At 71.1% G+C, this 23,749-nt stretch carries 19 protein-coding genes and 1 pseudogene; 10 read left to right on the top strand and 10 right to left on the bottom strand.

The window, feature by feature from the left end; translation table 11 throughout:
- The first annotated feature begins 15 nt into the window (after nucleotides 1-15).
- A complete protein-coding gene (locus ACIQNU_RS03130; protein ID WP_401360299.1) occupies nucleotides 16-888 on the top strand; it encodes a ketopantoate reductase family protein in 873 nt (290 codons plus the stop codon).
- 142 nt (nucleotides 889-1,030) lie between these two features.
- Here ACIQNU_RS03130 and ACIQNU_RS03125 read toward each other — a convergent pair.
- Nucleotides 1,031-1,297, bottom strand: a pseudogene (locus tag ACIQNU_RS03125) (Tn3 family transposase); the annotation flags it as partial.
- A gap of 72 nt (nucleotides 1,298-1,369) precedes the next feature.
- Complete coding sequence (locus tag ACIQNU_RS03120) at nucleotides 1,370-2,152, bottom strand: sulfite exporter TauE/SafE family protein (RefSeq protein ID WP_401360297.1); 783 nt, start codon at nucleotides 2,150-2,152, stop codon at nucleotides 1,370-1,372.
- 608 nt (nucleotides 2,153-2,760) lie between these two features.
- Here ACIQNU_RS03120 and ACIQNU_RS03115 point away from each other — a divergent pair.
- From ACIQNU_RS03115 to nirD, 3 genes are read left to right on the top strand one after another with little or no spacing between them, the layout of a single operon-like run.
- Nucleotides 2,761-3,951 carry an NAD(P)/FAD-dependent oxidoreductase gene (locus tag ACIQNU_RS03115; protein ID WP_401360296.1) on the top strand — a complete coding sequence of 397 codons (1,191 nt, stop codon included), beginning with the start codon at nucleotides 2,761-2,763 and terminating at the stop codon, nucleotides 3,949-3,951.
- A gap of 8 nt (nucleotides 3,952-3,959) precedes the next feature.
- Nucleotides 3,960-6,560 carry a nitrite reductase large subunit NirB gene (nirB, locus tag ACIQNU_RS03110; RefSeq protein ID WP_401360295.1) on the top strand — a complete coding sequence of 867 codons (2,601 nt, stop codon included), beginning with the start codon at nucleotides 3,960-3,962 and terminating at the stop codon, nucleotides 6,558-6,560.
- On the top strand, nucleotides 6,557-6,895 hold the full coding sequence (gene nirD, locus ACIQNU_RS03105) for a nitrite reductase small subunit NirD (RefSeq protein ID WP_401360293.1): 339 nt from the start codon (nucleotides 6,557-6,559) through the stop codon (nucleotides 6,893-6,895). Before nirB ends, nirD begins: the two co-directional genes overlap by 4 nt.
- On the opposite strand, the gene ACIQNU_RS03100 is transcribed toward nirD, so the two are convergent.
- Nucleotides 6,892-7,326, bottom strand: coding sequence for a hypothetical protein (locus tag ACIQNU_RS03100; protein WP_401360292.1), 435 nt, complete (start codon nucleotides 7,324-7,326; stop codon nucleotides 6,892-6,894). The genes nirD and ACIQNU_RS03100 overlap by 4 nt on opposite strands.
- A gap of 132 nt (nucleotides 7,327-7,458) precedes the next feature.
- On the opposite strand from ACIQNU_RS03100, the gene ACIQNU_RS03095 reads away from it, so the two are divergent.
- Nucleotides 7,459-8,037 (top strand): hypothetical protein, encoded by a 579-nt coding sequence (locus ACIQNU_RS03095; protein WP_401360291.1) that lies wholly within the window; start codon nucleotides 7,459-7,461, stop codon nucleotides 8,035-8,037.
- A gap of 309 nt (nucleotides 8,038-8,346) precedes the next feature.
- Here ACIQNU_RS03095 and ACIQNU_RS03090 read toward each other — a convergent pair whose 3' ends face one another.
- The 3 genes from ACIQNU_RS03090 to ACIQNU_RS03080 form a co-directional block, all read right to left on the bottom strand.
- Complete coding sequence (locus tag ACIQNU_RS03090) at nucleotides 8,347-9,279, bottom strand: oxidoreductase (RefSeq protein WP_401360289.1); 933 nt, start codon at nucleotides 9,277-9,279, stop codon at nucleotides 8,347-8,349.
- Between the two features lie 217 nt (nucleotides 9,280-9,496).
- Nucleotides 9,497-12,232: a pyruvate, phosphate dikinase gene (gene ppdK / locus ACIQNU_RS03085; RefSeq protein ID WP_401360287.1), complete on the bottom strand. Its 2,736-nt coding sequence runs from the start codon at nucleotides 12,230-12,232 to the stop codon at nucleotides 9,497-9,499.
- A gap of 436 nt (nucleotides 12,233-12,668) precedes the next feature.
- Nucleotides 12,669-13,907, bottom strand: a complete 1,239-nt coding sequence (locus ACIQNU_RS03080; RefSeq protein ID WP_401360285.1) for an ROK family protein — start codon at nucleotides 13,905-13,907, stop codon at nucleotides 12,669-12,671.
- Between the two features lie 170 nt (nucleotides 13,908-14,077).
- On the opposite strand from ACIQNU_RS03080, the gene ACIQNU_RS03075 reads away from it, so the two are divergent.
- From ACIQNU_RS03075 to ACIQNU_RS03065, 3 genes are read left to right on the top strand one after another with little or no spacing between them, the layout of a single operon-like run.
- Nucleotides 14,078-15,586 carry an MGH1-like glycoside hydrolase domain-containing protein gene (locus tag ACIQNU_RS03075; RefSeq protein WP_401362406.1) on the top strand — a complete coding sequence of 503 codons (1,509 nt, stop codon included), beginning with the start codon at nucleotides 14,078-14,080 and terminating at the stop codon, nucleotides 15,584-15,586.
- Nucleotides 15,583-17,565: a glycogen debranching N-terminal domain-containing protein gene (locus tag ACIQNU_RS03070; protein WP_401360283.1), complete on the top strand. Its 1,983-nt coding sequence runs from the start codon at nucleotides 15,583-15,585 to the stop codon at nucleotides 17,563-17,565. The genes ACIQNU_RS03075 and ACIQNU_RS03070 overlap by 4 nt, the downstream gene beginning before the upstream one ends.
- A gap of 7 nt (nucleotides 17,566-17,572) precedes the next feature.
- A complete protein-coding gene (locus tag ACIQNU_RS03065) occupies nucleotides 17,573-18,019 on the top strand; it encodes a VOC family protein (protein WP_401360281.1) in 447 nt (148 codons plus the stop codon).
- Here the strand turns inward: ACIQNU_RS03065 and ACIQNU_RS03060 are convergent.
- Nucleotides 18,003-19,466: an MFS transporter gene (locus ACIQNU_RS03060; RefSeq protein WP_401360279.1), complete on the bottom strand. Its 1,464-nt coding sequence runs from the start codon at nucleotides 19,464-19,466 to the stop codon at nucleotides 18,003-18,005. The two genes, ACIQNU_RS03065 and ACIQNU_RS03060, sit on opposite strands and share 17 nt — an antisense overlap.
- 63 nt (nucleotides 19,467-19,529) lie before the next feature.
- Here ACIQNU_RS03060 and dusB point away from each other — a divergent pair, with 63 nt between their 5' ends.
- Both dusB and ACIQNU_RS03050 read left to right on the top strand, forming a co-directional pair.
- Entirely contained in the window at nucleotides 19,530-20,702 is a 1,173-nt protein-coding gene (gene dusB, locus ACIQNU_RS03055) for a tRNA dihydrouridine synthase DusB (RefSeq protein WP_401360277.1), read from the top strand.
- A 50-nt stretch (nucleotides 20,703-20,752) separates the two neighbouring features.
- Nucleotides 20,753-21,280: a hypothetical protein gene (locus ACIQNU_RS03050; protein WP_401360275.1), complete on the top strand. Its 528-nt coding sequence runs from the start codon at nucleotides 20,753-20,755 to the stop codon at nucleotides 21,278-21,280.
- A 14-nt stretch (nucleotides 21,281-21,294) separates the two neighbouring features.
- On the opposite strand, the gene ACIQNU_RS03045 is transcribed toward ACIQNU_RS03050, so the two are convergent.
- From ACIQNU_RS03045 to ACIQNU_RS03035, 3 genes are all read right to left on the bottom strand, one after another.
- The gene (locus tag ACIQNU_RS03045; RefSeq protein ID WP_401360273.1) at nucleotides 21,295-21,660 is read right to left on the bottom strand and encodes a hypothetical protein; all 366 of its coding nucleotides are present in this window, start codon (nucleotides 21,658-21,660) and stop codon (nucleotides 21,295-21,297) included.
- 41 nt (nucleotides 21,661-21,701) lie between these two features.
- Nucleotides 21,702-22,718: a transcriptional regulator gene (locus ACIQNU_RS03040; protein WP_401360271.1), complete on the bottom strand. Its 1,017-nt coding sequence runs from the start codon at nucleotides 22,716-22,718 to the stop codon at nucleotides 21,702-21,704.
- Nucleotides 22,719-23,348: 630 nt separating this feature from the next.
- On the bottom strand, nucleotides 23,349-23,594 hold the full coding sequence (locus ACIQNU_RS03035; protein WP_401360269.1) for a hypothetical protein: 246 nt from the start codon (nucleotides 23,592-23,594) through the stop codon (nucleotides 23,349-23,351).
- Nucleotides 23,595-23,749 lie beyond the last annotated feature (155 nt).

Genomic DNA, 23,749 nt, shown 5'->3' with positions numbered 1-23,749 from the left:
ACGAAAAGGGTTGTCATGAAACTGCTCGTGTACGGCGCCGGGGTTCTCGGCAGCCTGTTCGCCGCCCGCCTGCATGAGGCCGGGCACGACGTCTCGCTCCTCGCCCGGGGCGAGCGGCTGGCCGCCCTGCGCCGGCACGGTGTGCAGCTCGCCGAGGAGGACAGCCCGGTCGTCAGACGGGTACCGGTGCCGTTGGTCGAGCACCCGGCCGGCGGGTACGACCTGATCGCGGTCTTCGTCCGCACCCATCAGGTGGACGCGGTGCTGGAGTCACTCGCTGGTCTCGAAGGCGACGTGCTGTTCCTGCTCAACTGGGCGGCCGGCGCGGAGCCGTTGGGCGCGGTGATCGGCCCCGAGCGGGTGCTGCTCGGCTTCGGCACAGCCGGCGGCACGATGGACGGCGACGTGGTCCGCTACCGCGCGACCAACTTCATGACCCGCCGCGTTGCGACGCCGATCGGCGAACCCGACGGCCGGACCACCCCGCGGCTGGAACGGATCGTGGAGGCGTTCCGGACCACCGGGATCAACGCCAAGGCCGAGCCGAGGATGGATGCCTGGCTCAAGACGCACGCCGCGTTCGAGGTCCCGCTCGGGCAGGCGGTGCACACGGCGGGCGGCCCGGTAGCGCTGGCCAACGATCCGGACGCGGTCCGCGGCATGCTCCGCCTCATGCGGCAGAACCTGGCCGCCATGCCGACGCCGCCGGTCCCTCGCGGGTTCGCTGCGTTGCGGACCCTGCCGGAAGGACTGCTCGTGGCCACGCTGCGGCGCTTCCTGCGAAGCCCGACGGCCGTACACAGCGGACTCAGCGACGCCTCACCCGCGGCGGTGGCCGAACTCGCGCGGCTGGCCGAACAGATCCGCGCCTCTACGCAAGTCCGGTAGGCGACAGGCGGCTGCGCCTCCCTCGGCCGGATCACACGTGAGTGCTGCTCCGGTCCATTCCGGGCACTCCTCGGCCGCCGGCCCCGCCCACTGCACCCGCGTCCCGCCCGGCGCCCTCACCCGCCGACCGGCCCGACCGGCGTTACGCGTCGTCGGCGGCGTCCGGATCGCGCAGCGGGCGCAGAGCCCCGGGCAGCTCGGGGAGTTGGCAGGAGTACCGGCCGAGCATGGTGATGTGATGGCGGGCGAACGGGGAGAGGCGGGCCATGTCCTCGTCGCGGACGCCGAACCCGTCCTCGCGCAGCCGCGTGACGGCGGCGTCCATGTACCGCGTGTTGAAGAGGACGAGGGCGTTGAGGACCAGGGCCTTGAGGACCAGGCCGAGGGCGCCGATCTGGTCCTCATCACCCCAGGTCAAAGCGCCAATACCGCCGAGAAGGCTTAGCGCACGATCTGACATGGATGGGGGGGTGGGCCGAAGTCAGGCGAACCACTGTTCGTAGGCAAGGTTGGTGACCAGGGCCAGGACCACCGTCAGGAGGACCGCCCGGACGAATCCCGTGCCCTTCTTCAGGGCCGTGCGGGCGCCCAGGGTCGCGCCGCCGAGGTTGAAGACGGCCAGGATCGCCGCCAGTTGCCACAGGACCGTGCCCTGCCAGGCGAACATCGCCAGCGCCCCCGCGTTGGTGCAGCAGTTGACGATCTTCGCGGTCGCCGACGCCGTGACCAGGTCGAGGTGGAGTACGGCGGTGAGCGCCAGGACCAGGAACGTTCCGGTACCGGGCCCGATCAGCCCGTCGTAGAAGCCGATACCGACCCCCGCGATCCCGATCGCCGCGAACACCCGGCGCCGGGTCACCGGGCCCGTCACCGGCGCCGCACCGAAGTTCGGCCGCAGGATCACGAAGGCGGCGACGCCCAGCAGGACGACCATGATGACGGGCCGCAACACCTCACTGCTCATCCCGGCCGCGAAGAACGCACCCCCCATCGACCCGGCGAGCGCCGCCAACCCGATCCGTACGGCGGTCCCCACCTCCACCGGCGCCTTCCGCGCGTACGTCACGGCGGCCCCGGTCGTCCCGACGATCGCCACGGCCTTGTTGGTACCGAGCGCATAGGCGGCGGGCGTACTCCCCGGCAACCCCAGCAACATCGCGGGCAACAAAATGAGCCCCCCACCCCCCACCACGGCATCCACCCACCCGGCGGCGAACGCAGCGAGACACAACAAGAACACCGTGGTCAGAGATATGTCAGGCACACGCCCGACCCTAAACACACCCCAAACCCCGAGGGGACCCACCCCTCGCATCCCACGGCCGGCCAAACCCGCACCCCTCCAACCCCACGGCCCTCCAACCGCACCGCCCCTCCACAGCCACGCCCTCCAGCCCCACACCCCGCCAAACCCACCGCCCCCCCCACGGCCATGCCCCTACAAACCCACGGCCCCTCCATGGCCACACCCCTCCAAACCCACCGACCCTCCCCAACCCACCGCCCCTCCACAGCCACACCCCTCCAAACCCACATCGCCTCCAACCCCACCACCCTCCACGGCCACACCCCCGCCAACCCCACCGCCTTCCAAACCCACCGCCCTCCAAACCAACCGCCCCCTCCAAACCCACCGCCCTCCAATCCCGCCGCAGCGGCGCCCAACCACCCCCCACCGCTCCGGCGGTGCCAAGCCCTCCTCGGACCCGCGCAGCGCTCAAGCCCGGCGCAGCGGAGAAGCCCCGCGCAGCGGAAATGCCCCGCGCAGCGGAACCCCCTCACACCCCCGGAGGGAGTCCGCTGAGCGCAGCGTTCCCCCCAGGAAACCCCCCAGATCCGACCGGGTAACACCTCCGCCGCACGCTGCGATACATGCCCTCTTCCGCTCAGGTGCCACGGGCAACCGTCATCGGCGCCGGACTCGCAGGTGTCCGGTTCATCCGGCGGCTGGCCGAGCTGGACCCCGGTACCGCCGACCGCACGGTCCTCGTGGGCGACGAACCCCACGCCCCGTACAACCGCGTCCTGCTCACCGACGTACTCGCCGGGCGCTACGCCCCCCACGTCATCACGCTCCCCCGCCCCCACGGCACCCACCTCCGCACCCGCGCGATCCGGATCGACCGGGCCGCCCGTACCGTGCACTGCGCCGACGGCACCTCGCTCCCGTACCGCACCCTCGTCCTCGCGACCGGCGCGCACCCCGTCCGCCCACCCCTGCGCGGCCACACCTTCCGGACGATGGACGACTGTCTCGCGCTGTCGGCGGCCGTGCGCCCGGGTACCCGTGTCCTGGTCGTCGGCGGCGGGCCGCTCGGCGTCTCGGCGGCCCGCGCCCTCGCCGCCCGTGGCGCCCGCGTCGTACTCGCGGAGCGGGAAGACCGGCTGATGAAGAGTCACCTCGACGCCACGGCAGCCGAGTTCGTACGGCAGCATCTGCACCGGACGGGTGTCGACGTACGGACCTCCTGGTGTCCGCCCCAACCCCGCACCGCCCCACCCGGCACCGACCTCACCGTCCTCGCCTGCGGCGCACGCCCCCGTACCGGGCTCGCCCGCGCCGCCGGTCTCACCGTCCGCTCCGGCATCGTCGTCGACGACGAACTGCGCACCTCCGACCCGCACATCCGGGCGATCGGCGACTGCGCCGAACACGCGGGCCGGGTCTACGGCCACGCCGCCCCCGCACTCGAACAGGCCGACGCCCTCGCCGCGTCGCTCACCGCGCCGCCCCACAGCGAGCCGGCCCGCTACCACGGCACCCGCGCCCTCACCCGCCTCACCCTCGACGGCACCGGACCAGCCGACCCCTTCGACCTCGCCGCCTTCGGCTCCGGCGACACCCTTCCCGGCGACGACGTCGTCCAGCTCACCGACGCCACCCGGCGCACGTACCGGAAGGTCGTCGTCCGGGGTGAGCGGCTGGTGGGCGGGGTGCTCGTCGGGGCGCTCGGCAGCGTCGGCGCGCTGGCCCGCGCCTGGGCCGACGGCGAACCCCTCACGGCGGCCGGCACCGGCGGCGGCCCCCCGCTCCACCTGCTCACCCCCGACGGAGGCCGCTGACCATGACCATGACCACGACTCCCCACACCGCGCCCACGGACATCCCCACCCTCGTACTGGTCGGTCACGGCATGGTCGGGCAGCGTTTCCTCGAAGCGCTCGCCGACCACGGGCTCACCGCGACGCACCGCGTCGTCGTCCTCGGCGAGGAGCCCCGCCCCGCCTACGACCGCGTGGCCCTCACCTCGTACTTCTCCGGCCGCACCCCCGACGAACTCACCCTGGTGGAGCCGGAGTTCATGGACCGGCACGGTATCGAGCAGCACCTCGGCGACCCCGTCGACGCGATCGACCGCGAGGCGCGGAAGGTGACCACGCGCTCCGGTGCGGTCTTCGCGTACGACACCCTCGTCCTCGCGACCGGCTCGTACCCCTTCGTCCCGCCCGTCCCCGGCAAGGACGCGACCGGCTGTTTCGTGTACCGCACGATCGAGGACCTGCTGGCGATCGAGGCGTACGCGGCCGGGGGCGCCACGACCGGTGCGGTGGTCGGGGGCGGGCTGCTCGGTCTGGAGGCGGCGGGCGCGCTGAAGGGGCTCGGACTCGCCGCGCACATCGTGGAGTTCGCGCCGCGCCTGATGCCGGTCCAGGTGGACGACGGCGGCGGCGCGGCGCTGCTGCGCACGCTCACCGGCATGGGTCTGACCGTGCACACGGGCACCGGTACCGAGGAGATCGTGACCGGCGACGACGGCGCGGTGACCGGGATGCGGCTGTCGGACGGCGGCGAACTCGCCGCCGATCTGGTGGTGTTCTCGGCGGGCGTGCGCCCCCGGGACGCGCTGGCCCGCGCCTGCGGACTGCCGGTCGGCGCGCGCGGCGGCATCGTGGTGGACGAGCGGTGCCGTACGGCCGACCCGCGCGTGTACGCGATCGGCGAGTGCGCGCAGGCCGTGGACGGGCGGGTGTACGGGCTGGTGGCGCCGGGGTACGAGATGGCGCGGACGGCCGCCGACGATCTGGCATCAGGTGGGAGGGGCGGGTCCGGGTTCACGGGCGCGGACGTCTCCACCAAGCTGAAACTCCTCGGTGTGGACGTCGCCTCCTTCGGCGACGCGCACGGCGCGGCCGACGGCTGCCTCGACGTGGTCTACGCGGACTCGCGCTCCGGCACGTACAAGAAGCTCGTCGTCGGCGCGGACGGGACGCTGCTCGGCGGGGTGCTGGTCGGGGACGCGGAGGCGTACGACACGCTGCGCCCGCTGACGGGTTCGGTGCCGCCGGTCGCGCCGGAGCTGCTGGTGCTCCCCGCGAACGCGGGCGCGGGCGCCCCGGTCACGCTCGGCCCGGCCGCGCTGCCGGACTCGGCGGTGGTCTGCTCCTGCCACCACGTGACGAAGGGCACGATCCGCGCCGCCGTCACCGAGCACGCGTGCACGACGGCGGCGGAGGTGCGGAAGTGCACCAAGGCCGGTTCGGGGTGCGGGAGTTGCGTCAAGGTGGTCGGGCAGCTCGTCACGGCGGAGCTGGAGGCGGGCGGCGTCACCGTCGACAAGGGCCTGTGCGGCTGCTTCGCGGGGACCCGGCAGGAGCTGTACGAGACGGTCCTCGCGCTGCGGATCACCTCCTACCGCGACCTGCTGGACGGGTACGGGCGGGAGGAGGCGCGCGGCGGCGACGGGTGCGAGGTGTGCAAGCCGGCCGTCGCGTCGATCCTGGCGTCGCTCGCCCCGACGATCGGCGCGGACGGCCATGTCCTGGACGGCGAACAGGCCGCGCTCCAGGACACCAACGACCACTTCCTCGCCAACATCCAGCGCAACGGCTCCTATTCGGTCGTGCCACGGATCCCCGGCGGCGAGATCACCCCGGAGAAGCTGATCACCATCGGCGAGGTGGCCCGCGACTTCGGCCTCTACACGAAGATCACCGGCGGCCAGCGCATCGACCTGTTTGGCGCCCGCGTGGATCAACTGCCGCTGATCTGGGCCCGGTTGGTCGACGCGGGCTTCGAGTCGGGGCACGCGTACGGGAAGGCGCTGCGGACCGTGAAGTCGTGCGTGGGGCAGACGTGGTGCCGGTACGGGGTGCAGGACTCGGTACGGATGGCGATCGATCTGGAGCTGCGGTACCGGGGGCTGCGGGCGCCGCACAAGCTCAAGTCGGCGGTCTCCGGCTGCCAGCGGGAGTGCGCGGAGGCCCGCTCGAAGGACTTCGGCGTCATCGCGACGGCGCACGGCTGGAACCTGTACGTCGGCGGCAACGGCGGCGCGACCCCGCGCCACGCGGATCTGCTCGCGCAGGACCTCTCGGACGCCGAACTGGTCCGGCTCGTCGACCGGTTCCTCATGTTCTACATCCGCACCGCGGACCGGCTGGAGCGCACGGCGGCCTGGCTGGAGCGGATCGAGGGCGGCCTCGACCATGTGCGGGACGTGGTGGTGCGGGACTCGCTCGGGATCTGCGGTGAGCTGGAGGCGCTGATGGCGGACCACGTCGCCCACTATCGCGACGAGTGGGGGGCGACGCTGCGGGATCCGGAACGCCTCGCCCGGTTCGTGTCGTTCGTGAACGCGCCGGGGGTGCCGGACCCGACGGTCCGTTTCGTCCCGGAACGGGACCAGACGAAGCCGGATCTGCCGCTGCTCGCGATCGGGGTACGGGGATGAGCGTGCAGCTTCTGGTGGACGGGGCGTGGATCACGGTCTGCGAACCGGGGGCGCTGCTGCCGGGGCGGGGTGTCGCGGTCCTCCTCCCCGACGGGGAGCAGGCGGCGGTGTTCCGGACCCGGGCGGGCACGGTCCACGCGATCGACAACAGGGACCCCTTCACGGGCGCCCGGGTCCTGTCCCGGGGCCTGCTCGGCTCCACGTCCGGCCACCCGTACGTGGCGTCCCCGCTACTGAAACAGCGCTTCGACCTGGCAACGGGGAAGTGCCTGGACGAGGAGGACGTATCGGTGGCGACCTATCCGACCCGAGTCGGCACGCACGCCGCCGACTAGCCCGCATCCTCCTCGCAGATCCCCCGGGCCTTCGCCAGGTTCTTCTTCACCTCGGAGCCGAACTTGAAGGTTCTGGCGTGCTCCAACTGGGCGTCGCGGACCGCGTCCGCGAGGGGCTGGTACGCCGGGTCGCCCGCGGCGGCAGCCGCCGAGTGGGCGCCCGCCGCACCGAAACGGTTGAGGGCGATGTCGCCGTCGGGCCCCTCCGCCGCGTACTTCGACTCGTCGAACCGCTCCAGCGCCCCGCACGCCGCGCTCGCGTCGGCCGCGGCATCGCTCTGCCCGCCGCCGTCACCGCTCAGCGCCCAGGCCGCGCCGACGCCGCCGGCGCCCACCACGAGCCCGATCAGGAGCGCGATCACCAGCGGGCCGGTGCGGCGGCGTGGCGGGGGCGGCGGGACGGGGGCCGGGTACGGCTCATGTGGCTGCATGGGACGGAAGGGTAGCGGGGTGATCATCCGACGAACGACCTCGTCAGCGATACGTCAAACCTGACGCCCGGCGAATCAGCACCGCGTCAACGGCCCTCGTCGCCATACGACCACCGCCCTACGGTGCCACCCATGGACCCCGAATCGGCCGACCGCTCCACCACTGCGGACGTCGTGGACCGGCACCTCGTGGACCGGCAGTGGACCGGCGACCTGCGCGCCGCCGTCTTCTGCGCGCTGGCGCTGCTCTGCCTGGTCACCCTGATCGACTGCGCGAACCGCACGTTCACCCCGCCGCGCGCCGCCCTGTGGACCGGTCTCGCGCTGCTGCTCTACGGGGTCCTGCATCCGCCGAAGGTGACGGCGGGCCACGGCCGGCTCTCCGTACGCGGTCTCTGGCGCACCCACAGCGTCACGACCGACCTGCTGATCTCGGTACGCCGTGCCGAAGGGATCGCGCCCCGGCTTATCCTGCGGGACGCGCTCGGCAACCAGGTCACCGTCGACCCCACCGTCCTGACCACCAACCCCCCTGCTCTGGCACGAGGTGGAGACCGGCGCCCACGCGGCCCGCGCGGCCGGCCTGCTGCACACCGGCACGGCCGAGATCGACGCACTCGCCGACCACGTCGACAAGGACACGGCCCGCGCGGTCTTCGAGGCGTCGGGACTCACCTGAGGCCATTCACCCAGCTCGCCACCCTAGGATGAGCCCCGTCACTGAGAGTCGTTCTTGTGGGGGGGGCTATGCGTACTGCCGTGCGTACGGCGGGAGTTGTCGGTGTGTTGTGCCTCGCCTTCGTGACGGGCTGCTCACCGTCCTCGGACTCGAAGACCAAGGTTCCGAAGCCCCCGGCGACGGCTTCTGTCGAGGAAGGCGCTGTGATCGAGGAGGGAAAACCGGCGACGACGACCCCGAGCTTCGCTCCGTAGGCCGGGCCTTCGATGGGGGCGGACGCGGCGTCTTTTCCGCATCGTCCTGGTACGGGGACGGGACGTCCGGACTCGCATGGAGCCGGCCTACCGCTTCAAAGACTCGTACGTCACCCCCGTCAGCTTCTCCGACGCTCGCCACAAGCGGGCCGCCGTCACGCCGTCGAGGGTTCCCTTGGTGCGCCAGGACGGGGCCGGTGGGCCGCGCCAGCCGGCGAAGCGGGGGCCGATGAAGGTGTCCGGGGTGACGCCGGGGGCCGTGGCCGCGTACAGGGTGGGCAGCGCGCCTGCCTCCGGTGACTGCGCGGCGATGCGGTTGCCCCACTCCACGACGCGTTCGGCGGCCCTGCGGCCCTCCATGCGGACGCCCGCCGTCTGGAGGTTGGTGCGGGCGTAGCCGGGGTGGGCCGCCGCCGCGACGACGTCGGATCCGGCGGCGGCGAGGCGGCGGGCGAGTTCGTGGGTGAAGAGCAGGTTGGCGTTCTTGGAGCGGGCGTAGGCGATCCAGCGGCGGTAGTGGTGCTCGCTGTTGAGGTCGGAGAGGTCGACTTTCGACAGGACGTGCATCCCGCTGGAGACGGTGATCACGCGGGCGCGGGGCGTGCCGAGGAGTTCCGGGAGCAGGAGTCCGGTGAGCGCGAAGTGGCCGAGGTGGTTGACGCCGAACTGGGTCTCGAAGCCGTCGGCCGTACGTCGGTGCGGCAGCGCCATCACGCCGGCGTTGTTGATCAGCAGGTCGAGCCGGTCGTGCGAGTTCGCGAAGGTGGCGGCGAACCGGCGTATGGATTCGAGTGAGCCGAGGTCGAGCGGGGCGAAGCGGGTGTCGGCGCCGGGGACCTCGGCGGCGATGCGGTCGTGGGCGGCCCGGCCGCGCTGCTCGCTGCGGCAGGCGAGGAGGACCCGGGCGCCGCGCCGGGCCAGCTCGCGGGCGGTGATGTAGCCGATGCCGCTGTTGGCGCCGGTGACGACGGCGGTGCGTCCGCTCTGGTCGGGGATGTCGCGCGCGGTCCAGCCGTTCATGACGGTGCTCCCTCGCGAGGCGATGGTTGCTGACCCGTTCTCTACCCGTTCTATCGCTCCCCGCCCGTGGTCGCGCGCCAAAAGCCCCGGCACAGACGAAGGGCGGCACCCCCGCACAAGGGTGCCGCCCTCCGCTCACGCACCGGGACCGCCGCCGCGTCGGTGAGGGTCGGGGTGACCGACGGCGGTCCCGGAGTCGCCACGGCAGCCGGTACGGCTACCGGTGGTCGCTGCCGTTCGCGCTGGACGCCGCCCGCCCCGCCTCCAGGCGGGCCACCGGGATCCGGAACGGTGAGCAGGACACGTAGTCCAGGCCGACCTCGTGGAAGAAGTGGACGGACTCGGGGTCGCCGCCGTGCTCGCCGCAGACGCCGAGTTTGAGATCGGGCCGGGTGGCGCGCCCCGCCCGCGCGGCATCCCGTACGAGAGCGCCGACGCCGTCCCTGTCGATGGTCTCGAACGGCGAGACCCCGAAGATGCCCTTCTCCAGGTAGGCCGTGAAGAAGCTGGCCTCCACGTCGTCGCGCGAGAAGCCCCACACGGTCTGTGTGAGGTCGTTGGTGCCGAACGAGAAGAACTCGGCGGCCTCCGCGATCTGCCCGGCGGTCAGTGCGGCGCGCGGCAGCTCGATCATGGTGCCGAGCGCCAGCTTCAGATCGATGCCGGTACGCCCCTGGACCTCGCCGATGACCTGTTCGGCCTCGTCGCGGACGATCTCCAGCTCCTGGACGGTGCCGACGAGCGGGATCATGATCTCGGCGCGCGGGTCGCCCTTGGCGTTCTTGCGTTCCGCGACGGCTTCGGCGATGGCCCGTACCTGCATGGCGAACAGGCCGGGGATGACGAGCCCGAGGCGGACGCCGCGCAGGCCGAGCATGGGGTTCTGCTCGTGCAGGCGGTGGACGGCCTGGAGGAGGCGCAGGTCGTTCTCGTTGTGGTCCTTGCGGGATTCGGCGAGCGCGACGCGTACGGAGAGTTCGGTGATGTCGGGCAGGAACTCGTGCAGCGGCGGGTCGAGGAGGCGCACGGTGACGGGCAGGCCGTCCATCGCCTCGAACAGCTCCACGAAGTCCCGCTTCTGGAGCGGCATCAGGTCGCCGAGCGCCTTCTCGCGCTCCTCCTCGGTGTCGGCGAGGATCAGCTTCTCGACCAGTTCGCGCCGCTCCCCGAGGAACATGTGCTCGGTACGGCAGAGGCCGATGCCCTGGGCGCCGAAGCGGCGGGCGCGCAGCGCGTCCTCGGCGTTGTCGGCGTTGGCGCGGACCCGCAGCCGGCGGACCCGGTCGGCGTACGCCATGATCCGGTGGACGGCGCCCACGAGTTCGTCGGCGTCGTCGGCGCCCGCGTGCATCCGGCCCTCGAAGTACTCCACGACCGGCGACGGCACGACGGGCACCTCACCGACGTAGACCTTGCCGGTGGAGCCGTCGATGGAGACGACGTCGCCCTCCTCCACGACCACGCCGCCAGGGGCGGTGAGGCGCCGCCGCTTGGTGTCGACCTCCAGCTCCTCGGCGCCGCACACACACGTCTTGCCCATGCCCCGGGCGACGACGGCGGCGTGCGAGGTCTTGCCGCCGCGTGAGGTGAGGATGCCTTCGGCGGCGATCATGCCGTCGAGGTCGTCGGGGTTGGTCTCGCGGCGGATCAGGATGACCTTCTCGCCGGAGCGGGACCACTTGATCGCGGTGTACGAGTCGAAGACGGCCTTTCCGACGGCGGCGCCGGGCGATGCGGCGATCCCGCGCCCGATCCGCTCCGCCCCTTTCCCGCCGCCGGCGTACTCGTCGTCGAAGCGGGGGAACATCAGCTGCGCGAGCTGGGCGCCCGTGACCCGCTGCAGCGCCTCGGCCTCGTTGATGAGCCCCTGGTCGACCAGTTGCGTGGCGATCCGGAAGGCGGCGCCCGCGGTGCGTTTGCCGACGCGGGTCTGGAGCATCCACAACTGGCCGCGCTCGATGGTGAACTCGATGTCGCAGAGATCCTTGTAGTGCGTCTCCAGGGTCTCCATGATCTGCATGAGCTGGTCGTACGACGTCTTGTCGATCCGTTCCAGGTCGGCGAGCGGCACGGTGTTGCGGATGCCCGCGACGACGTCCTCGCCCTGGGCGTTCTGGAGGTAGTCGCCGTAGACGCCCTGCTGGCCGCTGGCCGGGTCACGGGTGAAGGCGACGCCGGTTCCTGAGTCGGGGCCGAGGTTGCCGAAGACCATGGAGCAGATGTTGACGGCGGTGCCGAGGTCGTGCGGGATGCGTTCCTGGCGGCGGTAGAGCTTGGCGCGGTCGGTGTTCCAGGAGTCGAAGACCGCGTGGATGGCGAGGTCCATCTGCTCGCGCGGGTCCTGCGGGAAGTCGCGTCCGGCCTCGGCCTTGACGATCTTCTTGAAGTGGGTGACGAGCTTCTTGAGGTCGGCGGCGTCGAGGTCGGTGTCGACGGTGACCTTCTTGGCGGCCTTGGCCTTGTCGAGGGCGTCCTCGAACCGTTCGCCGTCGACGCCGAGGACGGTCTTGCCGAACATCTGGATGAGCCGCCGGTAGGAGTCCCAGGCGAACCGCTCGTCGCCGGCCTGCTGGGCGAGCCCCACGACGGACGTGTCGGAGAGTCCGATGTTGAGGACGGTGTCCATCATGCCGGGCATGGAGAACTTGGCGCCGGAGCGGACCGAGACGAGCAGCGGGTCGTCGGCCTGGCCGAGCTTCTTGCCCATCTTCTCTTCCAGGGCGCCCAGATGAGCGGAGACCTCGTCACGGAGTGCCACGGGCTCATGGCCGCTGTCGAGATAGACCTTGCAGGCTTCTGTCGTGATGGTGAAGCCAGGGGGAACGGGCAGACCGAGATTGGTCATCTCGGCGAGGTTCGCGCCCTTCCCGCCGAGCAGATCCTTGAGGTCTTTGTTTCCCTCGGTGAAGTCGTAAACGAACTTCGCTACATGGGGATCATTGGTTTCCGACACGGGTCTCGACTCCTCGACGGGTCGGTGGCTGCCCTGACGGCGAGGAACATACCCAGATCGAAGGCGCCTGGGTACGTCCACTTGTGCGTCATACGGCCGTAACCACTCGTCCGCCAGCAGATCGAAAGTCACCCTCGGACGGTCCAAGGGGGCTCACTGCGTTCACTTCCTGAACGATTCAACACTTACCCTTAACACGACCCGCTCAAATGAGCTACTTATGGCCCACTTGATTTCGGGGCGTGAACGGCCAAGCAATGGCACTCAGTGCCATCCCTTGGGGAAGTGCAAGAGCGGTCCATTCGCTCATCTGAGCGTACGCCCGATCAGAGGTGGCGAGAATCACGCCGTTTCGACCGGCCGGATTCCAGTATCCGGACGATCATGCGGCGGATCGCATACGAACCGTAATCGTATGACTGCACACAGTGATATGTCAGACGCCGAGCGCGCCGAGCCGTTCCTCGACGCGCTCCGGCGCGTACAGCTCCTCCACCACCAGCGCACCCGCCCCGACCAGGCCCGCCCGCTCGCCGAGCCGGGCCGTGACGACCTCCAGATGGGCCGTGGAGCGCGGTAGCGCGCGCTGGTAGAGCAGTTCGCGGACGCCGGTGAGGAAGGGCGTTCCGGCCAGATCTCCGGCGATCATCAGAACGCCCGGATTCAGCAGCGTCACGACGGTCGCCAGGACCTCGCCGACCTGCCGCCCCGCGTCCCGCGCCAGCCGCACCGCCTCCGGGTGCCCGGCCGCGAGCAGCGCCCGTACGTCCGACCCCGAGGAGGCCGGGACGCCCGCGTCCGTCAGCCGCCGGGCGAGCGCCCGCCCGCTGGCCACCGCCGCCAGACACCCGTACGAGCCGCAGCCGCACCGCGCGTCCGCGCCGTCCGGCACCCGGATATGGCCGATGTCCCCGGCGCCGCCGTCGATGCCCCGGTAGATCGCGCCGTCCACCACGACACCGGCGCCTATGCCGGTGGACACCTTGACCAGCACGAAGGCCGCGCAGTGGGGGAAGGCGGTGCGCTGTTCGCCGTACGCGATGAGGTTGGCGTCGTTGTCGACGAGGACCGGGACCGGGGGGCGGCTGCGCCCGGGTTCCGTACCGTCGTGCTCCGGTTCCGTGCGGGTGTGCTCCCGGAACGCGCGCCGCAGCCGTCCCCTTATGTCGTAGCCGTCCCAGCCCGGCATGATCGGCGGCTGGACGACCCGGCCCGTGGCACTGTCCACCGGACCCGGCACCGCGAGCCCTATGCCGCACACCAGGTCGGGCGCGCACTCGGCCTTCGCCAGCAACTCGGCGAACCAGCGCCCGAGTTCGTCGAGGACCGCCTCCGGGCCCGCGTCCACCCGCAGCGGCCCCTTGTGCTCGGCGAGCAGGGTGCCGTCAAGGGTGAGGACGGCGGCGCGGGCGTGGCGGGTCTCCAGGTCGGCCGCGAGGACGACGGCATGGGAGGTGTCGAACTCCAGGCGGATCGAGGGGCGCCCGCCGAGCGGCGAGTCCACCGGGCCCGCCGCGCCCTCGCGCAGCCAGCCCGCCCGGAACAGCCGGTCGAGCCGCTGGCCGACCGTGGCCCGGGAGAGCCCGGTGGCGTGCTGGAGCGCCCCGCGCGTGGTGGCGCGCCCGCTGCGCACCAGGTGGAGCAGGTCCCCGGCGCTCGCCTGGTTCCCGGCCATCGTTACCCCCTTGCGTTGTCCAATCCCACGTTACATATTGAGTTTTGCGTGTTAAATAGACGTAACTCTACGATGCCATCTACAGAACTGACGGGTCGGCAGGGCGCGTACCGCGCTGTCCCGCACCGCCCCGGCACCTCTGGGACCCGGAGGAGACCTGCGTGTACCGCATGACCCGGCTGCCGCTTTCCCCGGCGCCCGTCGCCCGGAACTCCACGCTCCATGACCGCGCCGCGCGGGTGCTCCACCGCAACTGGACCGGCACGTCGACCGTGCCGTCCCGGGGCCTGTACCCGCACCAGTGGTCGTGGGACTCCGCGTTCATCGCGATCGGGCTGCGCCATGTGTCGCCGCTGCGCGCCCAGCTCGAACTGGAGACGCTGCTGCGCGCGCAGTGGGCAGACGGCCGTGTCCCGCACATCGTCTTCAACCCCTCCGTCCCGCTCGACGCCTACTTTCCCAGCCCCGACTTCTGGCGCTCGGCCACCGCGGGCCGCGCGGCGGGTGCTCCGCGCACCGTACAGACCTCGGGCATCGTGCAGCCTCCCGTGCACGCGCTCGCGGCGTGGCTGGTGCACTGCGCCGACCCCGGACTGTCCCGCGCCCGCTCCTTCCTCGCCAGGATCCATCCCCACCTCGCCTCCTGGCACCGCTATCTGCTGCACCGCAGGGACGCGGGCGGCGGCGGGCTCGCCTCGGTCGTGCACCCATGGGAGCAGGGCATGGACAACAGCCCCTGCTGGGACACCCCGCTGGCCCGCGTCGAACCCGCCGCGCCCGACACCTTCCGCCGCGCCGACCTGGACCACGGCACCGCCGACGACCGGCCGACCGACCTGGACTACGGCCGCTATGTCCGCCTGGCCACCGACTACCGCGACCGGCGCTACGCGGACGGGCCCGCCGTGTTCCGCGCCTTCGCCGTCGAGGACCCCGCGTTCAACGCGCTGCTGATCGCCTCGGAGCACGCGCTCGCCCGGATCGCCGCCGAACTGGGCGCGGGTGGCGGCGCCCGGCACAGCAGGGCGCAGCGGCTCACGGACGCACTGGTGGAGCGGTTGTGGGACCCGGAGCGCGAGCTGTTCCTCTGCCGCGATCTGGGCACCGGCACGCTGGTGCCCGAGCGGAGCGTCGCGGGCCTGGTCCCGCTGATCCTGCCGGCGCTCCCCCGGCAGATCGCCGACGCCCTGGTCCGTACGGCGCGCGGCCCGCACTTCGGGCTCGGCGGCGCGGCCCGTCTCGTACCCAGCTACGACCTGGAGGGCCACGCCTTCGACCCGCAGCGGTACTGGCGGGGCCCGGCCTGGTTCAACACCAACTGGCTCCTGGAGCGGGGCCTTCGGCTGCACGGCGAGCAGTCCGGCGCCGACCGGCTGCGCGCGGCGCTGCTCACGACGGCCGACGCCTCCGGCTTCGCCGAGTACGTGCATCCGTACACCGGTGAGGCGTGCGGGGCACGGGACTTCGGCTGGACGGCGGCGCTGGCGCTGGATCTGCTGCACGGCGCACCCGGCGGGCCGACGGTCGCTTCGGGCGCCGCATCGGACGGCACAACGGACGCCGACACAACGGACGACGACACAACTGGCGACGCGCCGGGCGATGTCCCGGAGCGCGAGGGCACGGGTCACGGGGGCGTCAGGGCCTCCGGAGGCCGAGGAGGAGGGGATCGGCGATGACCGACCGACATCACCTGCTCGTAAGCGGCGGCACGTTCGCGGCCGTCAGCGAGAGCGGGGACATCAACGGCGTACGCGGTGGTACGTCACCGGGCGGACTGTTCGTCCGGGACGCCCGGCATCTCAGCCGCTGGCAACTGACCGTGGACGGCGCGGTCCCGGACGTCCTGACGCCCGTCGGGCCCGGGGACACCGCGCGCTGTGTCCTCGTACCGCGCGGCGGCCGTCAGGAGCCGCCCTCGTGCACGGTCTTCCGTGAGCAGGCCGTCACGGACAGCGGTTTCGTGGAGAGCCTGCGGGTGGTGAGCAACCGGCCGGTGCCGACGACCGTACGGGTCGGGGTGACCGTGGACGCCGACTTCACGGACCCGTTCGAACTGCGCTCCGACCACCGCACGTATCTGAAGACCGGCGCCGTCCGCCACCGGGAGATCCTCGAAGACGGCGTGGAGTTCAGCTACCGGCGCGGCGAGTGGCGCTCGCTGACCACCGTGACGTGCGACCCGGCGCCGGACGCGGTCGAGGAGACCGGTACGGGGGCGCGGCGGCTGGTGTGGGCGGTGGAGCTGGCCGCGCACGGCACGGCCGAGCTGATCCTGCGCGCCACGGCGCGTCCGCACGGGGCGCCCGGGGAGCCGGTCCCACCGAAGTCCCCGACCGCAGCCGCCGCCGAACTCGCCTCACTTCAGGGCGAGTTGGCGGACGCCTTCTTCGCTTCGGATGCCGGTGCGACGGTACGGACCGGGGATGCGTGGCCGGAGCTGGCGGACGCGTGCGCCCGTGGCCTCGCGGACCTCGCGGTGCTGCGGGTCCCGGCGGCGGGCCCGGACGGCGAGGAGCTGCGCGTCCCGGCGGCCGGCATCCCCTGGTTCCCGACCCTCCTCGGCCGGGACGCCCTGCTCACCTCCCTCTTCGCCCTCCCGCACGTGCCGGCCCTGGCCGCCGCGACCCTCCCGGCGCTCGCCGCGACGCAGGCCACCGAGACGGGCCGGGACACGGTCGCCCAGCCCGGCAAGATCGTCCACGAGGTGCGGCACGGGGAGCTGGCGCACTTCGGGCAGATCCCGTTCGGCCGGTACTACGGCTCGGTCGACGCGACCCCGCTGTTCCTGGTGCTGCTCGGCGCGTACACGGAGACCACCGGGGACACGGCGCTCGCCCGCCGCCTGGAGCCGCACGCGCGGGCGGCCGTGAGCTGGATGCTGGACCACGGCGGCCTGACCTCGCGCGGCTATCTGGTGTACCGCGCGGACGGGCGCGGCCTGGCCAACCAGAACTGGAAGGACTCCCCCGGCGCGATCTGCTCCGCCGACGGCACGAAGGCCGCGGGCCCGGTGACGGCGGCGGGCGCGCAGGGGTACGCGTACGACGCGCTGCGCCGCACCGCGCAGGTCGCGCGGACCGTGTGGGACGACGCGGTGTACGCGGATCTGCTGACGCAGGCCGCCACCGATCTGCGGGACCGGTTCCAACGGGACTTCTGGATGGACGACCACGCGTTCCCGGCCCTGGCGCTGGACGGCGAGGGGCGCCACGTGGACGCACTCGCCTCGGACGCCGGCCACCTGCTGTGGTCGGGCCTGCTGGACAAGGAGTACGGGGAGGTGGTGGGCCGGCGCCTCCTTGAACCGGACTTCTTCTCCGGCTGGGGCGTGCGCACCCTGGCCGCGGGCCAGCCCGCCTACCACCCGCTCTCCTACCACCGCGGCTCCGTCTGGCCCCACGACAACGCCCTCATCGCCCTCGGCCTCGCCCGCTACGGCCTCCACGACGAGGCCCGAACGGTGGCCCACGCCCTGATCGACGCGGCGGCGGCCGACGGCAACCGCCTCCCGGAGGCCCTGGCGGGCTACGCCCGCGAGTCGTACCCGACCCCGGTCCCGTACCCGCACGCCTGCGAAAGGGAGTCCCGCTCGGCGGCGACGCCTTTGGCTCTGCTGACGGCGGTGGAGGGCGGTTCGCAGCCGCCCTCGGCATAGTGGAGGTATGAACGCGGACAGCAGGGGCAGGGGCCCACTGGCCGGGGCGCGGGTGGCGACCAGGCTCCCGGCCGGGGATCTGGAGCGGGCCCGGCGTTTCTACTCCGGGACGCTGGGGCTCGATCCCGTCGACGAGCGGCCGGGCGGGTTGCTGTACCGGTGCGGGGGCTCGGATTTCGTGCTGTTCCAGTCGACCGGTTCTTCGCCCGGGACCTTCACCCAGATGGCGATGGAGGTCGACGACATCGAGAGCGTCGTAGCGGAACTCAAGCGGCGCGGGGTGGTGTTCGAGGACGTCGACGTGCCCGGGTTGCGGACGCGGGACGGCATCGCCGAGGTCGAAGGGAACTATCCGAGCAAGGGTGCCAGGGGCGAGCGCGGCGCCTGGTTCCACGACAGTGAGGGGAATCTGCTGGGCATCGGCGAACCCATCCCCGTCACCCCTGCGAGCTGACCTCCGCCGTTTTCTGCGGCGGCACGTCCTCCGCTTGCAGCAGCTTCGCCGTCCGGTCCGCCGTACGCCGCGCCCACGCCCCGCTCGTCAGCACGCCGATCACCAGGACCAGCAGGCCGCAGACCGTGAGAATCCAGTACGCGGGGCGGCTCGCGGCCACGAAGTCCGTGCGGTACGAGGTCGCCGTCACGCCCGATGCCAGGACCGCGCCGATGACGGCGACGCCCAGCGTGGAGCCGATCTGGCGGCTGGTCGATGCCACGGCCGAGGCGACTCCGGCCTGGTCGCGGGGCATGCCGGAGACGGCGGTGTTGGTGATCGGGGCGTTGACGAAGCCGAAGCCGAGGCCGAAGAGCACGTACCCGATGAACAGGGTCACGTCCGATGTCTCCGCGCCGAAGGCGGCGAACATCACCCCGCTCGCCGTCATGGCGACCCCGGCGATCAGCAGCGGAAGGCGGGGTCCGCGATTGCCGAGGAGACGTCCGGACAGGGGCGCGCAGACGAAGGTCATCGCCGCCATCGGCAGCATCCACACCCCCGCGTGCGCCGCCGACATGCCCCGTACCTCCTGGAGGTACAGGGTGTTCAGGAACAGGAACCCGCCCAGCGCGGCGAAGGCGCTCACCGCGATCACGGTCGCCCCGCTGAACGGCGCGCTGCGGAAGAACCGCAGGTCGATGAGGGGTTCCGCGCGCCGGGGCTCGTAGTAGAGCAGCCCGGCGAACGAGAGCAGCGCCAGGGCGCCGAAGGTGAGGATCTTCGGCGAGCCGATGCCGGAGCCGGGGGCCTCGATGATCGCGTACGTCAGGGAGCCGAGCAGGGCGATCACCAGGATCTGGGCGACCCAGTCGGGGCGGCGCGGCTTCGGGGCGCGGGACTCCGGCACGTACCGGATGGTCAGGAGCAGGGCGGCGATGCCCACCGGGAGGTTGATCCAGAAGATCGCGCGCCAGCTCACCGCGTCGACCAGGAAGCCGCCGATCAGCGGGCCCGCCGCCATGGAGATGCCGACGACGGCGCCCCAGGCGCCAATGGCGCGGGCCCGCTCGCGCGGGTCCGTGAAGGTGTTCGTGATGATCGACATCGCGACCGGATTGAGCATCGAGCCGCCGACCGCCTGCACCATGCGGAACGCGACCAGCAGTTCCAGGTTCGGCGCGAGGGAGCAGAGCAGGGAGCCGACCGTGAACAGGACCAGGCCGATCTTGAAGACGCGGCGTCTGCCGATCCGGTCGGCCGTGGAGCCGGCCAGCATCAGCAGCGAGGCCAGCACCAGTGTGTACGCGTCGATCGTCCACTGGAGTCCGGCCACGCTGGCGTTCAGCTCACGCTGGATGGAGGGCAGGGCGACATTCAGCACGGTGGTGTCGAGGCTGACGATCAGCAGACTCATGCAGCAGATCCCCAGCACGAGCATCCGGCGTCGGTGGCTCAGCTCGGACATCTACATATAGTACGCCTAACTAACAACATTGGCCTGTCGGCCGTCGTGGGTCAGAATGGGTGAATGCCCTCGTCCTCCACGGCGGTAGCCACAGCCGCCGCCCTCGCCCCCGGCTCCCTGACCATCGGCCCGCACACCGTGCAGCCGCCGGTGGTCCTCGCCCCCATGGCCGGGATCACGAACGCGCCCTTCCGCACCCTGTGCCGTGAGTTCAGCGGCGGCAAGGGGCTGTTCGTCAGCGAGATGATCACGACGCGCGCGCTGGTCGAGCGCAATGAGAAGACCATGCAGCTGATCCACTTCGACGCGAGCGAGACTCCGCGCTCGATCCAGTTGTACGGGGTGGACCCCGCGACGGTCGGCAAGGCGGTCCGGATGATCGCCGAGGAAGGGCTCGCGGACCACATCGACCTGAATTTCGGGTGCCCGGTGCCGAAGGTGACCCGTAAGGGCGGGGGCTCTGCGCTGCCGTACAAGAGGCCGCTGCTCCGGGCGATCGTGCGGGAGGCGGTGACCGGGGCGGGGGATCTGCCGGTCACGATGAAGATGCGCAAGGGCATCGACGACGACCACCTCACGTACCTGGACGCCGGGCGGATCGCGGTCGAGGAGGGCGTCACGGCGATCGCGCTGCACGGACGCACGGCCGCGCAGCACTACGGCGGTACGGCGGACTGGGACGCCATCGCCCGGCTGAAGGAGCATGTGCCGGAGATCCCGGTCCTCGGCAACGGCGACATCTGGTCGGCCGGCGACGCGCTGCGGATGGTGCGGGAGACCGGGTGCGACGGGGTGGTCGTGGGGCGCGGGTGCCTCGGGCGGCCGTGGCTGTTCGGTGATCTGGTGGCGGCGTTCAGCGGTACGGGGACGGTGGCGGCGCCGACTCTCCGCGAGGTGGCCGGGGTGATGGTGCGGCACGCGACGCTGCTCGGGGAGTGGATCGGGGACGAGGCGCGGGGCGTCATCGATTTCCGTAAGCATGTGGCCTGGTACCTGAAGGGGTTCTCGGTCGGCTCGGACATGCGGAAGCGGCTCGCCGTGACGTCGTCACTCGCCGACCTGGAGGCCGGCCTCCACGAACTCGACCTGACCCAGCCCTGGCCGACCGACGCGGACGGCCCCCGGGGCCGCACGTCCGGCAAGAACCGGGTGGTCCTGCCGGACGGCTGGCTGAAGGACCCGAACGACTGCGCGGGGTTGACGGAGGACGCGGAAGTGGACACGTCGGGCGGCTGACGGAATTTATTTCTCGGCAGGCGGGGAAAGGGCTCTGCCAAGATGCCGTCATGGGGAACACACGTGCTTGGCCCGTGTTGCGGACCACGGATCTGGCTGAGGCGCTGACGCTCGCGGAGAAGTTGCTCTCGGTCGCACTCTGGTATCGAGCGGACGGCTGCTACTTGGACGCCTGGGCGCGCGATGAAGATGAGCTGCGGCGTCTGACGGAAGCTCATCCCGGAGCGCGGGTCGGGTGGGATGGCCAGGCGGACGGCGAATTCCCTGTGGCTGTGAGCCTGAGCGTGCCGGACTTTGCGCAGGCAGGTGGCGCTTTGCGAACGTGGGCGGACATCACGAGGTGTTATGTCCTGTGGCACGACCTGAAGTGGCCGGCCGTTCCTGAGCTGGGGCTGGACGTGGAGTACAAATACGCCGAGTTGCAAATCGCCAGCAACAGCCACGACATCTACTGCAACGAGTGGACTGCTGAGCACACTGTCTTCATTCACGCTCGACCCGGCCATGACGAGCGGGCGGCTTGGCTGGCGGCGCGGGCCGGGGCGCGAGTTGTCGGGCCACCCGAGTTCGGTTGGTAGCCGATCCGCCACCGCTACGGCCGGCCGACTCCTTCGATGGTCTCGAAGATGTCGGCATTCGTCTGCCGCTGCCATTCGGGCAGCTCCGACCAGTCGGCGACGTAGCTCGGCTTGGGCGAGGCGAAGTGCTTATGGATTTGGGCGATCCAACAGAGCGCGACGAACCGCCCTTTCTGCTCCCGGCCAAGCTTCGCCGTATTGCCGTCGCTGACCCGAATGAATTCCTGAACCTGAGAACACACCGCCGCGGCTGCCGCCCGCTCCCAATCGGGGGTTTCGCCCCAGGGGGTCACGTATCCGGGCTTGGGCTCACCGGGGTAGTGCTTGTGCACTCCGGCGATCCAGGCTTCACGGAAGATACGGCCGTTTTCGTTGAGCAAGGGAATTCCCCGATCGTTGCTTGACACAGTGGGCGAACGGGTCAGGCGGCCTGGAGGACACGCGTCCTCTCATTGAAGTCGGCGACGAGAGGGTGCCCGCCGAAGGGGATCATCCGCCGCTGCACATCCCGCACGGCCTCGACAGCGCGCGAGGACTTGACTTGTCGTGCCAGATCCAGCGTCCGAACGCCGGCGGTGTGCGCCGCTTCGAGGTCTCGGCGCTGGAGATGCGATACGGCGAGGGCCGCTTGTGACATGGCCCCGCGACGGGCTCGCTTCTGTGCTCGCGCGTGCTGGATCGACTGCCGGGCGTGCTCTGCCGCATGCTCCGCCTGCCCCACATCCCGGAAGGCGTTCGCGTGTTCGCCGTGGAGATACGCGGGATCGATGAACTTCGCCCACACGGGCTCGGCGGCGTAGTCGACACGCGCAGCGGCCTTCTCGGAGGCGCTGACAGCCTTGGCGGTTCCGGCCTTGTCCCCCATGACCGCGAGCGCTCGCGCTTCCAGCGCCCACAAGTCGGCAAGGCACGCGGACGAGTCGGCCTTCGCGAGCCCGTGCCGCCCCGCCTGCGCGAGCCGTTGCCCCTCATGCGGTTCGCCGGTAAGCGTGGCCTGGTCGGCCATTCCCGCGAGTACGTGGGCGCCCAGGGCGGCGTCATGCGATTCCTGCGCGAGCCGTAGCGCCTGGATCAAATACCGCTGCGCGGTCGCATGGTCCCCGTCGTCAAAGGCCATCCAGCCGAGCAGGTAGGTCTGTTCGGCGGCGGCGGCGCTGAGGGCTCGGCGGACGCGTTCGGTGTAGGTGCGGCGGAGCAGGGGGTAGACGTGTTCGTTCATGTACCTGGTGAGCAGCAGCCGGCCCGAACCGCCGCCTTGCATCACATCGGTGTCCTGGAACGCCGCGAACATGTTCCGCACGGACGTGACGTCTTCCAGCCTGACACGTGGGCCAGGCGCAGTTTCTTGATCAAGCGTGGCCAACAGCCAGTCCCGCGACGGGCCGACACCCGCGGCGGCGACAAAGGGCGCCGCCGCGAGGAAATCCCTGCGATCCATGTCCGCTCTCTCCCGGCTCGGTCACTGCCTCGACGGTCCCTGACCAAGGTGAGGTGTACGTCAGCGACCGGTCAAGGTCGGGTTGTTCGCCAAGTCCTAAGTCGTACGTGGTGATCCGTCGCCCGAAGTGACCGGAGAACACGTCAGCGATCAGGCCGGGAAGCGGGTGCCGGGGCTCCTGCCCGCTCAGCCAACGCCGTACGGCTGTGGCATCAGGGCAGATGTGCTGCTGACCCTGACGCACCGCTCGGGCGTGGACCCTCCTTGCGAGTTCGCCCCGGCTCATGAGCGAACTGGCGAGGATCTCCGTCAACAAGTGGTTCGTTTCTTTCACAGTTACGCCCGCCCTTCCAACGACAGACGATGTGCCACGCTTTGCCACCCTCCGGGACGCTACCCACAGAGTTCCCTTGCCAGTTGGCTTGTATAGCAAATCACCGGAGCGAAGGGGTGGCGGATGAATCGGCGTAACACGAAGGAGCAGGCAGCCCGACCTGTCGAGAAGGCCGACGCGGACACCGACGCGCGACAGTTGGAGTACACGACCTACGCGCCAAAGGAACAGACATGCCCCTCATGCCTCAACCCCATCAACAGCCTTGAGAGTTGCCGTCGGGGCCTGGTTGCCAGTCACGGCTCCTCTCCGGTCGTGGCGTACTGGCACTTGGCTTGCGTCGCTGCGAAGGAGACGGCGCGATGACCCGGACTCAGCAGCGCATGCGTCAATGCACCGCCACAGCAGACGTCCCCCTCGTCGCCCTGCTCTTCGCCATCCTCGCCGGCCAAGGACGCGTACTCGGCCGCGAACTCGACCACGCGCCCACCCATTTCCGCTGCGAACTCGAACACCGCCACCTCGGCGAACACGCCGACCACGCATGGGACTGGGACCACAAGCCGGGCCACGCCTTATGGGCGCGCTGGAACACCCACGGAACCATGCGGTTCGATTCCTTGCACTGGTGCGAGGCCGAGGGTGGGCCGGACGGGGACGCATGCACGCTCTATCAGGACCACGTCCGAGAGCACTC

Source organism: Streptomyces sp. NPDC091292, assembly GCF_044757265.1.
Taxonomy (GTDB): domain Bacteria; phylum Actinomycetota; class Actinomycetes; order Streptomycetales; family Streptomycetaceae; genus Streptomyces.
The sequence above is the reverse complement of the archived record's forward strand: the minus strand, read 5'-3'. Positions and strand labels throughout refer to the sequence as shown.

What these genes read in the sequence shown, in the direction of transcription:
- ACIQNU_RS03130 (WP_401360299.1), top strand. Translation starts at nt 16, where the DNA reads ATGAAACTGCTCGTGTACGGCGCCGGGGTTCTCGGCAGCCTGTTCGCC.
- ACIQNU_RS03115 (WP_401360296.1), top strand. Translation starts at nt 2,761, where the DNA reads ATGCCCTCTTCCGCTCAGGTGCCACGGGCAACCGTCATCGGCGCCGGA.
- nirB (WP_401360295.1), top strand. Translation starts at nt 3,960, where the DNA reads ATGACCACGACTCCCCACACCGCGCCCACGGACATCCCCACCCTCGTA.
- nirD (WP_401360293.1), top strand. Translation starts at nt 6,557, where the DNA reads ATGAGCGTGCAGCTTCTGGTGGACGGGGCGTGGATCACGGTCTGCGAA.
- ACIQNU_RS03100 (WP_401360292.1), bottom strand. Translation starts at nt 7,326, where the DNA reads ATGCAGCCACATGAGCCGTACCCGGCCCCCGTCCCGCCGCCCCCGCCA.
- ACIQNU_RS03095 (WP_401360291.1), top strand. Translation starts at nt 7,459, where the DNA reads ATGGACCCCGAATCGGCCGACCGCTCCACCACTGCGGACGTCGTGGAC.
- ACIQNU_RS03090 (WP_401360289.1), bottom strand. Translation starts at nt 9,279, where the DNA reads ATGAACGGCTGGACCGCGCGCGACATCCCCGACCAGAGCGGACGCACC.
- ACIQNU_RS03080 (WP_401360285.1), bottom strand. Translation starts at nt 13,907, where the DNA reads ATGGCCGGGAACCAGGCGAGCGCCGGGGACCTGCTCCACCTGGTGCGC.
- ACIQNU_RS03075 (WP_401362406.1), top strand. Translation starts at nt 14,078, where the DNA reads ATGACCCGGCTGCCGCTTTCCCCGGCGCCCGTCGCCCGGAACTCCACG.
- ACIQNU_RS03070 (WP_401360283.1), top strand. Translation starts at nt 15,583, where the DNA reads ATGACCGACCGACATCACCTGCTCGTAAGCGGCGGCACGTTCGCGGCC.
- ACIQNU_RS03065 (WP_401360281.1), top strand. Translation starts at nt 17,573, where the DNA reads ATGAACGCGGACAGCAGGGGCAGGGGCCCACTGGCCGGGGCGCGGGTG.
- ACIQNU_RS03060 (WP_401360279.1), bottom strand. Translation starts at nt 19,466, where the DNA reads ATGTCCGAGCTGAGCCACCGACGCCGGATGCTCGTGCTGGGGATCTGC.
- dusB (WP_401360277.1), top strand. Translation starts at nt 19,530, where the DNA reads ATGCCCTCGTCCTCCACGGCGGTAGCCACAGCCGCCGCCCTCGCCCCC.
- ACIQNU_RS03050 (WP_401360275.1), top strand. Translation starts at nt 20,753, where the DNA reads ATGGGGAACACACGTGCTTGGCCCGTGTTGCGGACCACGGATCTGGCT.
- ACIQNU_RS03040 (WP_401360271.1), bottom strand. Translation starts at nt 22,718, where the DNA reads ATGGATCGCAGGGATTTCCTCGCGGCGGCGCCCTTTGTCGCCGCCGCG.